Origin of the sequence: Kitasatospora purpeofusca (assembly GCF_042691725.1) — a bacterium.
Taxonomy (GTDB): domain Bacteria; phylum Actinomycetota; class Actinomycetes; order Streptomycetales; family Streptomycetaceae; genus Kitasatospora; species Kitasatospora purpeofusca_B.
Map to the genome: position 1 here is coordinate 1 of NZ_CP170483.1, position 13,975 is coordinate 13,975.

Annotated in this window: 10 protein-coding genes and 1 pseudogene; 3 read left to right on the forward strand and 8 right to left on the reverse strand. The window is 71.3% G+C overall.

What is annotated here, in order from left to right:
- Positions 1 to 736 precede the first annotated feature (736 nt).
- Positions 737 to 3,187, forward strand: coding sequence for a Helicase associated domain protein (locus ACFCLZ_RS00005; RefSeq protein ID WP_380282479.1), 2,451 nt, complete (start codon positions 737 to 739; stop codon positions 3,185 to 3,187).
- A 240-nt stretch (positions 3,188 to 3,427) separates the two neighbouring features.
- On the opposite strand, the gene ACFCLZ_RS00010 is transcribed toward ACFCLZ_RS00005, so the two are convergent.
- The 6 genes and pseudogenes from ACFCLZ_RS00010 to ACFCLZ_RS00035 all read right to left on the reverse strand — a co-directional run bounded on the left by ACFCLZ_RS00010 (position 3,428) and on the right by ACFCLZ_RS00035 (position 10,409).
- Positions 3,428 to 3,856: a hypothetical protein gene (locus tag ACFCLZ_RS00010; RefSeq protein ID WP_380282476.1), complete on the reverse strand. Its 429-nt coding sequence runs from the start codon at positions 3,854 to 3,856 to the stop codon at positions 3,428 to 3,430.
- Complete coding sequence (locus tag ACFCLZ_RS00015) at positions 3,853 to 4,080, reverse strand: hypothetical protein (protein ID WP_380282475.1); 228 nt, start codon at positions 4,078 to 4,080, stop codon at positions 3,853 to 3,855. The genes ACFCLZ_RS00010 and ACFCLZ_RS00015 overlap by 4 nt, the downstream gene beginning before the upstream one ends.
- Positions 4,077 to 5,939, reverse strand: coding sequence for a hypothetical protein (locus ACFCLZ_RS00020; protein WP_380282480.1), 1,863 nt, complete (start codon positions 5,937 to 5,939; stop codon positions 4,077 to 4,079). Before ACFCLZ_RS00020 ends, ACFCLZ_RS00015 begins: the two co-directional genes overlap by 4 nt.
- A gap of 837 nt (positions 5,940 to 6,776) precedes the next feature.
- Positions 6,777 to 7,919 carry a hypothetical protein gene (locus ACFCLZ_RS00025; RefSeq protein WP_380282481.1) on the reverse strand — a complete coding sequence of 381 codons (1,143 nt, stop codon included), beginning with the start codon at positions 7,917 to 7,919 and terminating at the stop codon, positions 6,777 to 6,779.
- Complete coding sequence (locus ACFCLZ_RS00030) at positions 7,913 to 8,704, reverse strand: AAA family ATPase (RefSeq protein WP_380282482.1); 792 nt, start codon at positions 8,702 to 8,704, stop codon at positions 7,913 to 7,915. The genes ACFCLZ_RS00025 and ACFCLZ_RS00030 overlap by 7 nt, the downstream gene beginning before the upstream one ends.
- A pseudogene (locus ACFCLZ_RS00035) lies at positions 8,701 to 10,409 on the reverse strand (Mu transposase C-terminal domain-containing protein). Before ACFCLZ_RS00035 ends, ACFCLZ_RS00030 begins: the two are co-directional and overlap by 4 nt.
- 450 nt (positions 10,410 to 10,859) lie before the next feature.
- On the opposite strand from ACFCLZ_RS00035, the gene ACFCLZ_RS00040 reads away from it, so the two are divergent.
- A complete protein-coding gene (locus ACFCLZ_RS00040) occupies positions 10,860 to 11,240 on the forward strand; it encodes a helicase associated domain-containing protein (RefSeq protein ID WP_380282470.1) in 381 nt (126 codons plus the stop codon).
- 483 nt (positions 11,241 to 11,723) lie between these two features.
- Complete coding sequence (locus tag ACFCLZ_RS00045; RefSeq protein ID WP_380282469.1) at positions 11,724 to 12,365, forward strand: hypothetical protein; 642 nt, start codon at positions 11,724 to 11,726, stop codon at positions 12,363 to 12,365.
- 377 nt (positions 12,366 to 12,742) lie between these two features.
- On the opposite strand, the gene ACFCLZ_RS00050 is transcribed toward ACFCLZ_RS00045, so the two are convergent.
- Complete coding sequence (locus ACFCLZ_RS00050; protein WP_380282468.1) at positions 12,743 to 12,901, reverse strand: hypothetical protein; 159 nt, start codon at positions 12,899 to 12,901, stop codon at positions 12,743 to 12,745.
- A gap of 220 nt (positions 12,902 to 13,121) precedes the next feature.
- Positions 13,122 to 13,871: a hypothetical protein gene (locus ACFCLZ_RS00055; RefSeq protein WP_380282483.1), complete on the reverse strand. Its 750-nt coding sequence runs from the start codon at positions 13,869 to 13,871 to the stop codon at positions 13,122 to 13,124.
- Between the last annotated feature and the right edge of the window lie 104 nt (positions 13,872 to 13,975).

Below are 13,975 nucleotides of genomic sequence, written 5' to 3' on the forward strand. Positions count from 1 at the left end.
CGCGGAGCGGGTCCCTACGGGCCTTCGGCCCTCCGTTCGCGCCTGACCTTCGGTCAGGCGGCGGACCTGCTCCGCGTGTCCGCACCCGGGCTTCGCCCGGTGGGCCCGGCGCTTCGCGCCTTGCCGGCTCCCACTCCGCTTCGCTCCATGAGGCCCGTGGACTGAGGTGGGATCATATAGTTGAGCTGGGTTTTTGGCTGAGCTTACGGCGGGCTGACTGGGAAGCGGAGTGGCGTGCCGGGGGCGCGTGCGGGTCGGCTTCACTCCCGCCAGAGTGGTCTAGGCCACGGTCTAGTCCACTCTGGCGGTCTCACGACGGGTCGGGATGCGCTACCCTCGGAGGGTCTCCAGTGTATCAGTCCACGGGCGTCAGGTGATCCCGCCGGAAGTGGGGTCCGGGCCCCTGCTTTTCAGGCTTTTGCCGGAATTTGTGACCGGGGACTGATATCCTGCCGGATAGTCGCTTCTGTCGCGCATGTTTTCCGGTCGCATCGATTCTCGGGCCGGTCCGTCGAATGTATCAGTAGGGCACTGTCAGCATTTCCCGCGTGGTCCCTGGTGTGGGTCCGGGAATGGGTGAGGGGAGACACGTCTTCGTGAACGTCGTAAAGCCTGGCCTGAAGGCCGCTCAGTCCGCCGCCGGCATCTCGCTGCGCGGGCACCAGGAGGAGGCGCTGGAGGCCATCGTGCGGGCCTGACGCCCCGTCCGGGGTGCTCGGCGCCGAACGGGCTGCGGGTGACGGTGCAGATGGCCACCGGCTCCGGGAAGTCGTACGTCGGTGCTGCGGCAGGCCAGAAGCTGGTGCCCCGGGGCGTGGTCCTGGTCGTGGTGCCGACGCTGGACCTGCTGGTGCAGATGGTCGGCGCCTGGCGGGCGGCCGGGCGTTCCGGGGACATGCACGCCATCTGCTCGCTGGTGGACCGTGAGCTGCCGTTCGGGGTGATGGCGAGCACCGGTCCGCTGGTGATCGGCAGGTGGCTGGAGCACGCCGCGAGGCACCGCCGTCCGACCACCCTGTTCGCCACCTACACCTCGGTCGGGGCGGTGAGGGACGCCTACGAGTACTGGGCGGAGCGCCAGGGCGAGGTGCTGCCGCCGCTCGGGCTGATGGTCTGCGACGAGGCGCACCGCTCCTCCGGCAGTGTCGAGAAGACCTGGACCGTGGTGCACGACCAGGGCGCGATCCCGGCGGAGCGCCGGCTCTACATGACGGCGACGCCGCGGATCTGGGCGCCGCCCAGGCGCCCGGTGAAGAACCGTGAGGGGGCCTGGCAGCCGCTGCCGGAGGAGCTGGCCGTCTCGATGGACGACCAGCGGGTCTACGGGCCGCACGTGTACTCCCTGGGTCTGGCGGAGGCGATCGACAGGAAGTTGTTGGCGCCGTTCGAGATCGTGGTCCTGGAGCTGCGCGACCCGCTCGGCGACCGGGCCGCGGCCGAGGCGCAGGGCGTGCCGTGGGGTCCGGGGGTCGGTGAGGCGGAGGACGGGAGCGAGGACGAGGTGCCGGCCGCGCGGATCGCGGCGATCCAGGCCGGGTTGGTCAAGACCGTGGTCGAGCGGGGGCTGGAGCGGTGCATCACGTTCCACAGCCGCACGATCGAGGCCCGCTACTTCTCCGAGACGCTGAACCAGACGGTCGAGAAGCTGCACTTCGAGAACCCGCAGAAATACCCGCCGGAGTTCTGGGCGCAGTGGCTCTCCGGCGAGCATGAGATCGACTACCGCAAGGAGCTGATCGGGGACTTCGGGAAGGGTGAGGAGGACGACGGGCTGAAGCATCGGATTTTCAGCAACTGCAAGGTCCTGGGCGAAGGCGTCGACATGCCGAACGCTGATTCGGTTCTTCTGCAGGGCCGGGGCAGCATGGTGGATATCGTCCAGGCCATCGGCCGGTCCCTGCGCATGCAGCCCGGTGAAGGAAAGACCGCGAGCCTGATCGTACCGGTCTTCCTCAAGCCGGGAGAGGAGCCCGGAGACATTCTGGAGTCCGATTCCTACGGACCCCTGGTCAAGATCCTGACCGCGCTGCGCAGCCACGACGCCAAGGTGGTCGAGGCCCTCGCGGTGCCACAGAAGTCCGGCAAGCGGACCAAGGGGCGCAGCGCCGAGGCTGCTTCCGGCCCTGGTGAGAGCATGGTCGGTGCGGGCGGGTCGGGGGCGTTCACGTTGCCGGTGCGGTTCCAGTCGCCGGTGGACGAGAACGTGCTCGCGCTGTTCATCGCCTCGCGGGTGCTGGTCGGGGAGACCCAGTTGTGGCGTGAGGGGATCGGTCACGCGCGGCGGTGGTTCGAGGAGACCGGCGGCCTCGACGTCCCCTATTCGGCACTCGTCGGAGAGAACGGGAATTACCCGCTGGGAAAGTGGCTGTCGGACCGGCGAGGGGAGAATGCGAATGGCGAGCTGGCGCCATACCGGGTGGAGATGCTCGACGCGCTCGGCATGATCTGGTCCGTGAGCGATGCCCGCTTCGAGGCCGGCCTCGACTGGGCGCGGGTCTGGGCGAAGGGCCACGGCGGGAGCCTGGCGGCGCCGGCGCGGGCCTCGGTCGGCGGCTACGCCATCGGAACGTGGCTCTCCGAGCTGCGGGCCGCAGCCCAGGTGCCGGCCGGAGAGCAGGGGGCGCTGGCGCCGGAGCGGCGGCGGGCGCTGGAGGAGATCGACCCCTGGTGGTGCCCGGTGTGGCCGGTCACCTGGCAGCGCGCCTACGCCACCGCCCGCATGTGGTGGCTCGACACCGACGGCCAGGCCGACTGGACCCGGCTGCCCTCGGACACGGTGTTCGAGGGCGAGCAGCTCGGCCGCTGGGTGCAGGCGCAGCGGGCCGGCTGGCCCGGCCTGGAAGAGGACCAGCAGGACCTGCTGACGGCGATCGGCATCGAGGCCGACCTCGAGCTGGTGGCCGCGAAGGCCGCCGCCGAGGCGAAGCCGAAGGTGTCCCGCACGGACCGGTTTGCCCAGGGTCTGGCGGCGCTGGCGCAGTTCGTGGCGCGGGAAGGGCACGCGGCCGTCAGGCGCCCGCACAAGGAACCGTTGGAGACCGTGGAGGCCGGTCCTGGCGGTGAGGAGCAGGTGGTGGTGTCGCACTTCGCCCTGGGCACCTGGCTCAACAACCAGAAAGCCCGCCGAGCGAAGCTCACGCCGGGGCAGCTCGCGCAGCTCGCCGAGCACGGCGTGGAGTGGGCGTGACCGACAGCGTGGTCCTGCCAGCAGCTGCGTCCGCCGCAGCGGTGGTGGCCAGGTGAGGGTCTCGTTGACCGCCATCGCGTGCGGTGCGCCCGAGCGGCCCGCACTCCGAGCCGTGCCGCCCAGCTCTGTACGCGGGGGGTTGGAGAAGCTGCCCGGCCGCATCCAGCCTGGCAGAACGGCGCGGGGTCCCACCATCATGCTGGTGGGACCCCGCGCGGTTCCAGAGTGGAGCACCACTCGCTATGCGGTGAGGGCGAGCCAGTTGTGGGACGACGGCCAGCGCCGGGGCTTCATGATCTGCCGGATTCCCAGTAGGTCCGCGCATCGCCCTTCGATGGCGTTGAGGGCCTCGGGCGGTGTGTCGTCGCGAAGGTGCAGCACCCGGACCTTCGCGAAGACGACTCGCTTGGCCGGGTTGTGGTCGTGGCTGTCCAGTCGGCCGAGCAGACCGTCGGAGCGGCTGGCCTGTCCGAGCCACCGGAGCCGGTCGACGGCGTCGGTGATGAGGTAGATCCCGGTGACGATGTCGAGGTCGGCGTACCTCCAGCGGTCTGCCCAGGAAATTGCAGTCCTCAGGTAGGTCTGTTCGAGGTACCTGCCACAGGCCAGCGGGAGTCCTCCGAGCCGCGGAGTCGTCATGGTGGGGCCGATCGGCAGCGCGGTGGTCACGCGTCCTCCCCAGCGGCCTCGGTGATGAGCCTCTCCGTCTGGGACTCATCCACCGTGGCGTGGCCGTACTGCATGTCGTTCACGGTGGAGATCAGGTTGTTCAGGTCCTGCTTGATGTAGCTCAGCGCCTTGGTGATGGCGCCGAACTCGTCGTCCGTGACGTGGGCCAGGGCGAACTGGTTGGCGTTCAGTGCCGCGTCCGCGAGTTCGCGGGCGGCGTTCACCAGGTCGACGACGGCGGTGGGCAGGTGGTTGGTCGCGTTGGAGTAGAAGTGGTCCCGGGCCTTGAGGAAGAGCTCCTGGGGGTGGGGTCCGGGGTGGTCGGGGTGGTCGGGTCGGTCTCGCTGTCGCGCCCCTTCGTCGGCTTACGGCGCTGGGTCACCTTCGGGAACTCGGTGTCAAACCAGTGCTTGGTCGCGGTCGTGCCGTCGATGGGCTTGTTGTCCGTGCCGATCGTGCGCGGGGCGAGGCCCTCGTTGGCTGCGTCGGCGAGCTCCCGCATCAGCGCGACGGTGCGCTCCGGCTGCAGCAGCATCGCCTTGCGGGCGCTGATGGTGCTGCGCCGGATCTTCCGGTCGGCCGTGGTCTCGCCCTGGTCCTCCGGGTCGTTGTCGTGGCCGCCGGCCTGAGCGCCGATCGAACCGCGGTCGGCATCGATGATCTTGTGTTCGGCGAGCCAGTGAATGCCGCGGGTCGTCAGGAAGTCCTCCAGGACGCCGTTATCCGCGAGGCCGGCCTCTAGGGCGTCGCGCCACTCCGGGAGGTCCAAGTGGTTGTGCGTCTTGATGAAGGTGCTGCTCAGCATGCCGTCGAGCACGCGGGGGTTCCAGCGGTACCGGTAGCCCTCGCCGATGACGGAGGAGACCATCCGAAGCCGGTGGGACACGTGGTCCTTGTTGGTGTAGCTGCGCTTCGGCTCGCCCAGGACTCGCCTGACGGCCATCGCCCGGTCGTAGTCCTCGGGGAAGACCGCGGTGAACAGGGCCCGGTCGCGGCGGTCGCGGGTGGTGACTAGGTCCTCGCCGTCGATGCGGTACGGGTCGATGCCTTCGCCCGCGAGCCAAGCGCGCTCCGTCTCGTCGATCCACCCGTTCGCCTTGGCGTCGCGGAGGACGGCGCGCAGGTCGGAGGCAGCCTTCTCGGTGAGGCTGTAGCCCAGCGGCGGACGGCGGTGGTCGGCCCGGTTGGGGTCGAACACGACGTTGTGGAACTCGTCGGGGTTCGCCGTCCCGACGATGATCTGGAGCTGGATCGTGGCGATCTTCTCGGCGTCGCGCGCGATCTGGTGCTGCGGGTGCCGCTCGTCGCCCCAGGCGGCGCGCATCGTGTCCGCGAAGGCCGGCACCCAGACCGCGGGGTCGGCGATGTGGGCCGGGTACTCCTGGTTGGGCGGCAGGTCGAGCTTGGTGCGCTCGACGCCGAACACGATCTCCTTGGCCGACAGCCCGAACAGGCCCAGGCGGGCCCGCGACCGGTTCGCGCCCTTGATCGCGGGCTGGTCCAGCACCCTACGCACCTTGGAGGTACCGTTGTGGTTCTCCTCGATGGTGCGAAGCAGCGGGACGTGCAGGGTGGTCTCGTTCTGGCCGTAGACACGGATGTCGTCGCGCAGCTTGTAGCCGCGGGCACCATCAGCGTCGCTGAGGGCCTGTTCCATGACCCCGATCAGGGAGCTGAGGGTGTTGGCCGCCACCGGCTCGCTGGTCGCCAGGAAGGGCATCGGCTGGCCGAAAGTGTCGGTGCCGGTGGCCAGCCGGGGGAGCATGCGGGTCGGGTCCGGGTTGGGGCGCACCGGGGAGTGGAAGGCGCCACGGATGCGCTCGTTGTACTCGCCGGGGGTTCCGGCGAACCCGTGGGCCATGACGTTCAGGATGCGCAGCTTGGTGCCGGGGTCCTGGGTGATGGCGCTCGGCTTGAGCTTGTAGCTGCCGCCGACGCGGGTGAGGTAGTCCTTCGGGCGCACGATGTACGGCGCGATGGCGTCGGTGATCTCCAGCGGCAAGCCGGTGGCTTCGGCCAGGGCCTCGGAGAACAGCTGGATCCAGCTCTGCTTATCAGCGCCGGGGAACGGGTTCGCAATCACGGTGTCTCCCAAGAGGGACGCAGGTACCGTCCGGACCGAGGCGGACCGGGCGGAGCTGAAGGCCCGGACACCCTTGGAAGCCCTTGGGAGCCGTTCGGTTTCAGCCGCCGCACGCGAAAGCGCGATGTAGACGTCTGAACCCGTCCGATCCTCGGCTATGTGGCGCGGCCGCCTATGCAGCCATTGCGCACTCCCCGACTCGTATGAGCCACTGGAGGTCAAGCAGAGTCCCGGCATCGAGCCGAAAGCTGCCGACCAGGCTACACCTGGGCCCTGATCCAGTGTCAAGGCCCGCTGGGATGCGACCCGCCCGCACCCGGACGGCAGCTCCGCCACATCGCGCAGGTCGTCGGCCGAGCCGGGCGACCCACGGCCAGGCGGCGCTGCACCGATGCTCCGGCTGGCTGCCATCGCCGGGGTAGGGAAGCGTCGGCCTGGCCCGGCTTACCGAACGGGGGGCACCGGCCCCGCCAAGCCCGCGCCTGCGGGTACCGGGGATGCGGCCAAGCGCTCCCGAGGGATGCCCGCTGTGGCGGTCGCGGTCAGGCCGAACTCTGGGATGTCGACCGCGCTCCACACGCCCTGTCGGGCGGCGGTGGTCGCGGCGAGCTGGATCAGCAGGCCCGGGTCCCCGACCTCGGTGACCGCCCCGCGTGGCAAGCCGCCGTCGGGCAGCAGCGGGGCGAGCTCGGCCGCGGATGGGATGGTCGCGGCTTCCCGCTCGCGGGCCCGGGTCGCGGGGGAGGTCGCCCTCCAGCAGGTTCTCCATCCGCACCTACCGGGCTCCGACCGGCCGGTCCCGCGCGCCCGGGGGCAGGCCGCGTGGGCGGGGGCCGGTTACCTGCGCCAGGCGGGTGGGGGCGGGCAGCCTCGCATGTACTCGGTGACGGCCCAGGGGTAGCGGTAGTGGGCGTTGCTGAAGGGCCAGATCGTGCGCTGGTCCTGCGGTTTGGGGGCGGGGCGGCCCGAACGAGAGCGGGGCTTGGGTGGCTGGGGCGGACGCAGTTTGCAGGTGGCGGCGAGGTCGAACAGGTGGGGCAGGTCGTTGCCGGTGAAGGGGGCGTCGAACAGGGGGGTGTCGCCGGCTTCGGCGATGGCGTGTTGGTAGGCGGCGGCGAGGAGCAGGGGGCGTGCCCAGGGCGGCACGGGGTGGGTGAGGCAGCCGAAGCGCAGGCCGTCCGGGTCGTGGAGGGCGATGGTGGCCGCGCCGTCGGCGAGGTCGGTGGGGCGGGCGGTGTGGAGTTGGGCGTCGGACGCGGCGGTGAAGACCGCGGTGGCGAGCTGGGCCGCGAGATGGGGGTGGGCGGTCGCGGTGTGGAGGCGGCGGGCGACTTCGGTGGCGGTGGTGGGGGGCATCTGGGGTGGGTGGAAGCCGCGGTCGTGGGCGAGCGGCGGGGTGCAGCGGCAGCGGCGCTGGGCACCGTCGCCGGAGCAGTAGGTGGTCAGGGCGGGCAGGTTGAGCCAGCGGTCGTGCATCGGGACGGGGCGGGGCGGGCGGCTCCGCGGGAGGTCGCTGTCCTCGGTGCCGGGTAGGCGGGCGGCCGCGTCGGCGAGGCGGTGGTCCACCTGGCGAAGGGCCTGTTCGAGGGTGGGGGTGGGGCGTCGGCGGTGGCAGACCAGGAGCAGGTGGACGCCGGTGCGCTCGCGCAGGGTGATCAGGTCGTGGATGCGGCGGCGGCCGAGCAGGTGGGCGCGCAGCACGGTGAGGTGGGTGATGGGGGTGGCGAGGGTCCAGGCGGCGGTCATCGCCCAGGGCGGGTTAGGGTCGAGCCTGGGGTAGCCGGTGACGGGGACGGGTTTGCCGAGGGCGGCGAGGATGTCGTAGGCGAGGCAGATCGTGGAGTCGGTGCCGACGGTGGGGTGGACGGTGGCCCGGCCGGTGGTGGGGTTGTGGGCGGCCTGGGCGGTGCGGGTGTGGGGCAGGTCGTCGTGGGGGTCGAGGACGACGGTGACCGGCGGCGGGTCGGGGCAGGTCAGCACGGTGCGCCTGCCTGTCGTCGGCCGAGTTTGCTGTAGGCCCAGCGCACGAGGTCCTCGTCGACCTGGGCGCGCCCGGCTTCTTTCATGCCGGCGGCCAGGTGGTGGGTGATCTTCGCCCAGGCCCGGAAGTTGCCGTGGGCGGCTTCGCGGTCGCACAGGGCGATCAGCTCCGGGTCGGCGTCGGCCCAGATCGGGTGGAAGGCCGGAATCGTGTCCAGGACCTCCTCCAACGTCAGGGGGTCGATCTCCTGCCAGCAGTAGACCCTCGACTCACGCATCGGCTCGCTCTGCAGCATCTCGAAGCAGCCGTTGCCGCCGGTGAAGACGATCGTCAGGTCGGTGCCGGTGTCGTCCCACAGGTAGCGCAGGTACTCGAAGCACAGCTTCGACAGCCACTGGGCCTCGTCGCACACCAGCACCCGGGTCTCCTCGAGCGCGCCGCGCAGCATGCGGTCGAACTCGATCGCGTGGGAGGGCGGACGGCCCGGGAGTTCCAGGGCGTAGAACAGTTCGTGGCGCAGGTCGCGGGTGGAGGGGCGGGCTCGGAACTGGATGCGGTGGATGATCTGCGGGGCGAGGTCGCGCAGCGAGGCGTTGACCGCGAACGACTTTCCGTGCCCGGCTCTGCCGTAGATGCAGATCATCGCCCTGGCCTCGATCGCGGCGCGGATGTTCTCCCGTACCGCCAACAGGGCCTTGGTGCCGACCACGTGGGCGCCGCGCAGCCGCATGTAGTGGTCCTCACGCTCGGCAGGCAACCGGCCCAGTCGGTCCGCAGTCGTCACAGGCGTCCTCCCTCGTCTTCTGCTTCTACTTCGTCGGCCCTGTCCACGGCGCCGCCGCTGTCCGGGGCGTGTGCCGTCCCAGGTGTCGGTGAGCCGGCCTCGGTACCGGTGCCGGGTGCTGCCGGGCGGGATCGGCGCAGCGGGCGGGCCCACGAGGTGGGTGCCTCGCGCGGGGGGATGAGGTCCGGCAGCGCCCGCTTCGCCAGAGTGCTCCTGGCCCCGGCGGCCGCGGCGAGTTGCTCCTCGGCCTCGGCTGCGGTCAGCGCCGCCAGCGGCTCGGGCCGGCCCGGCCCGGTGACGGCGCCGTAGCGGCCCAGCCGGCGGCGCTGGCGGTCCGCGGAGGCCAGCGCCCGCACCATCGTGCGCCGCTGGGCGTCCTTGGCCCGGCGCAGCGCGGCCCGCTGGGCCGCGGTGGCGGCGTCAGCGAGGTGCGCCGGCCCGAGGTGGGCGCCGGTGGCGGCGTCGAACACCTCGATCTCGTGGTCGTGGTGGGGACGAACCGCACCCGTACCCGGGTGCCGTCCTTGCCGTGCATCCACGGGCCGACGTAGTAACGCCCCCGCCAGTAGACGCCCTTCGTGGACAGGACCTTGTCGCTTCCCGCGTCCTCGAGGGTGAAGGAGCGCAGCAGGGCGGGCGAGACGTCCTCGATCGGGGTGGGGTCGTCCTGCCACGCCTGGAGCGGTGTGCGGCCGCCGAGCGGCTTCGGGCGGTGCTCGGTGTTCCACCACCGCACCCAGTCCAGGAGCCGTGCGGTGAACTCCGCGAACGGCAGCAGGCCGTCCAGGTCGCCGCGCCGCGGGCGCGGCCCGGTCGTGGCGGCGGGCGCGTGGAGGTAGCCGGGCAGGGCGGCCAGGAACATGTCGACGACGCAGTGGTTGAGGTTCTCCACCGTGCCCTTCAACTCCGGCCTGCGCGGCGGAAGGTCCTGCACCGGGACCGCGAGCGCGCCCAGCGCCCTCGTCACCGTGGCGCACAGGAACTCCTTGCCGCGGTCCACCCGCACCAGTTCCGGCAGCCCTCCGATCGGCCCGTACGGGCCGATCGGCTCGTCCCTCGACAAGGCGATCCGCAGGGCAGCCAGCACCGCGTCCCGGGACGGCTGGTGCGGAGTGACGGCCGCACCCGTGATCGCGTTTTTCGCGCAGTCGATGAACCATGTCACCCACGGGCGCACCGCACGCCCGTCCAGCTCGACCTCGACGGGCAGATGCTTGTGGTCGCCCTCCCAGCACGCGTTGCGCCACTTCACCGGACGGGCCAGATGCACATCGTGCGCGCGCCGGGCCCTCTCCCCCGCCCTTCAGCGCAGCACGCTGCCCCGCGTTCAGATCCCGGCGCACCGCCCGCTGGAGGGTCGCCAACGACGGCACACCCACTCCCCGCCGTCCCCGGCCGACTCCCCGTCCGCTCCCCCGACGACAGAGCCGTCCGCCGACCCACGGGCCTGCGCGACAAGCTCCCTGTGAACCGCCGCCGCATTCCCGCACCACAACGCCAACCGCGTATGGACCTCGTCGGTGACCGTGAACCGCGGCCGGGGCCTGCACGCCGTCCGGCCCTCCTCACGGGCCTCCCGCAGCCAGCGCTGCACCGTCCGCACCGACCGGCCCACCGAGGAAGCCGCAAGTCGAACATGGCCGGGCGTCAGAACACCGCGCTCCTCAAGAGCCAGAAGCCGGAACACCACCTGCTCCCGCACCATCCCTGCCGGACCGCCAGCCCCCGCCTCATCGCTCCCGCCACCGCCGTCCGCCACCCACGCCTCCCGACCCGTCCGACAGCCCCGGCACGACCGAGCCCGTCCCCTGCCCGTCCAGGAAGACAGCGACCGCACCACGATGACGCACCATCAACCAGTACCGCCATTGACCAGCAAAAACACGCCCACACCCCACGACAGAAAACTGCCACACCTCACGACAAACACATGCAGCTTCACACCCCGACGGCCAGGCCGGAGCGCTCTCCGCGCACCGGCGCCGGCAGCTGGAGGAGATCGACCCCTGGTGGTGCCCCACCTGGCCGATCACCTGGCAACGCACCTACGCCGCCGCCCGCCGCTGGTGGCTGGAGGCCGAAGGCCGAAGGCCGCGTCGACTGGGAGCAACTGCCCGAGGATGTCGTCTTCGAAGGCGAGCCCCTCGGCCGGTGGGTGCGGGCGCAGCGGGCTGGCTGGGCCGAGCTCGACCAGGAGCAGCGGGACCTGCTGACCGCGCTCGGCATCGAGGCCGACCAGGAGCTGGTGGCCGCAAGGCAGGCCGCTGCGGCGAAGCCGAAGGCCTCGCGCGCCGACCGGTTCGCCCAGGGCGTCGCCGCGCTCGCCCAGTTCGTCGATCGGGAGCAGCACCTGCGGGTGCCCCGCCCGCACAAGGAACCGCTGGAGGCCGTGGAGGCCGGCCCCGGTGGCGAGGAGCTGGTGGTGGTGTCGCACTTCGCGCTGGGCACCTGGCTCAACAACCAGAAGGCCCGCCGGGCGAAGCTCACGCCGGGACAGCTCGCGCAGCTCGCCGAGCACGGGGTGGAGTGGGCGTAGCGGGCCGTCCTGGCCGGGCTGGCGTCGTTGACCGGCGGCCGGTGCGCCCCGGAACGGCTGGGTGGCGGCGCGGGTACGCGCGGTCGGGCTGTTGTTCTTGCGGTTCCGGGCCGGGTGCGGCGGGATTGGTACCGGTGGTACCGCCGCCTCAGCGGGTGGGGCCGGAGGAGCGGGGCGGGGGAGCACGCCATCGTGATCGGGCGCGGTGCTGCGGGCTGGGGTGCCACCGCCGCGCCAGCACCCACCGGCCAGTGGACGTAGCCGGTCTGGCTCGGCGGTAGTTGCCGCGGCCCGCCTCAGGAGAGTGCCTGGGACACGTTTTCCGGGTCGGTGGCGGGGTTCTACACCAGCTCTGTCACAGCTTGCGGATCTTCTCCATGTATGGACTGAGCTGCCGTTAGAAAACGTTCATGAACGCCTTATCCAGCATCACCACGCCATCCTGGGATCACTGCGGACAAGGGGTTCACCGCCGCTGACCTAGTGGGCTGCCGGGGCATACGTGTCGGGCCCGGCGGTCAGTGCCTTGCCCATCTTCCGGATGCGGACCGTGTCGCTTACCTCGCCGCGCTCGCGCCCGGTAGCGACCTCGACCTGCGCGGCACCACCATCGACGGAACCCTGCTGGCCAGCATCCGCAGCGCCTGCACCGACCGTGCGACCACAAATCCCCGCTTCGGTTGGACCGACTTCACCGAGACCACCTTCACCGGCGACGCCGCCGTCGTGCTCGCAGACGCGGCGCTGGCGGATGCGGCCGCCGTCGGCGGCGTGCACGAGGTGCAGCGGCACGGTGTGTTGCCCGGTGGCGCGAACGCCCTGGAGGACGTCGTCGAGGCGAAGCTGCGCGGCATCGAGGTCCCGCACCCCGCCGGCGCCCTGCCGCCCGCGCCCGGCACCCCCGTCGACCTGATGGCCGCCCTCGAACGCGCCCTCGCCGACGCCGAGCAGCACCACTCGAAGACCACCCGCGCCGTGAAGAACACCTCGACGAAGAGCCCGACCCGAAGCGGCCCGACCGACAAGACGCCGCCGCCGGCGGCCGCGAGGGCCGACTCCGCTTCCGCCCGCCGGGCACGCAGACCCGGCGACGAGAGCGGTCGGCAGAGCAGACCCAGCCGGTAGCGGGAGCACGACCACCCCATTAGATAGAGCACCAGAACATCTTGCCGGCTGGCGAACCGGGCGCCAGGCCACAGGCGGTTGCCCGATTCCACATCACTCAGACGCAATCTGACGCAAAAGACTTGACCGCACCCCCCGGGGCGTACCAAGTTCCTGGCCCTACTTGTGGATGGTCCCGTACAGTAACTAGTGCGCGCTGGATGTCGCTGGATGACGGTGGATGACGCTGGATGTCCGGCGATACGGGCGCGCAGAAGGCCCCACCTTGATGGGCGGCAACCCTGAGGTGAGGCACATCTGCTTCCCTGCAAGCAGCAAACCTGGGCGTTCAGCAGTCGTCTCTGCTGGGCGCCCGCTGCTTTCGGTGCCGCTGGCTGCTAGCCGCGGAGCACTTCGAGCAGCAACCGAGCCGCGTTGACCACCGCGTTGGTGATCGCCCACTTCTCGGCCAGCTTGCTGCACCCTCCGAGCCGGGTCCGGATGTCGGCCGCCTTGCGCGTCCTCAGCCGTTCCTTGCCCTTGCGGGTGCGCGCCATCAGTACCTCGCAATCCGGGTGCGATCCGCACCCATAAGGCCCCGTCAACTGGTGTGCGGGGACAACAAGGAGCGGACCACGGGGCCGTGGTCCGCTGTTGAACCCGAGCCCCTGATGGCGTACTTAGAGGTTACGTGCACGACACTGTCCGGTTCCAACGATCTGGGGCTGTCTTCCACTAAATGTGACGTCAGCCACACTGGTTGCCCCACGCATAGGGTCAGCGGTGTCCGGCGAGTTCCTCCAGCCGGCTGGCGAGCCGGGGGCCGGGGCGGCGGGCGATGCCGTCGAAGTTGGCGGCGTCGGCGGGGTCGGCGTGCACGACCAGGCGCTCGACCTCGTCGACGAGGCCAGCGGCGGGCTGGGCGTTCTCAGCGGGGTACCAGGGCGGCATGACGGCCGTGACCACCTTGAAGTAGCCGGGCAGCGGCGGCACGGCGGGCGCCATGCCTTGGCCGCCCGCGCCGGCCAGGCAGCCTTCGGTGAACCAGTGACTCGCCTCGTCGAGTTCGCCGTGCTCCAGGTGCTGGAGGTAGATGGCGAACGCGGCGGTCCGGTCGCCGGCCCCGGCGGCGATCCTCCACCAGAAGGCGGCCGAGAGTGGGTGCCCGGCCAGATGGAGCAGACAGCCGAAGATCCTGGCGCCTTCGATCTCCAGGTCGGTGTCGGGGTCGAAGACCGTGATCGGGCCGTCGTCGTTGCGGGCGAAGCGGGCCAGCATGGCCAGCGCCTTGGGGCCGGTGAGCGCGGAGCGGGAGAGCGAGTTGAGGCCGAGGCGGGCCCGGTTGTACTCGCGCCACCAGTCGGGTTCCTGGTAGCGGCCCGCCCGATGGCGTGCGACGTCCTCCGCGATGCGCCGCAGCGCGGCACCCAGGCCCGGCCCGCCGGCCGGGCCTGCGGCGGGCGGCGGGTCGGCCTCGCGTTCGGCGAGGATCAGGTCCACCGCCACCGCCCGGTCGCCGGTCGCCACGTAGCCGGCCGACCAGGCGTGGGTGCCGGTCGCGGTGTCGGTGAGGAGTTCGAGGTCGAGGTCGTGGTCGGCGAGCCGGCGCCCGGGACGCGGGGCGTTCCGGT

Bases quoted from the DNA above. Each gene is read 5' to 3' on its own strand.
- ACFCLZ_RS00050 (WP_380282468.1), bottom strand. From the start codon at position 12,901: ATGGCGCGCACCCGCAAGGGCAAGGAACGGCTGAGGACGCGCAAGGCG.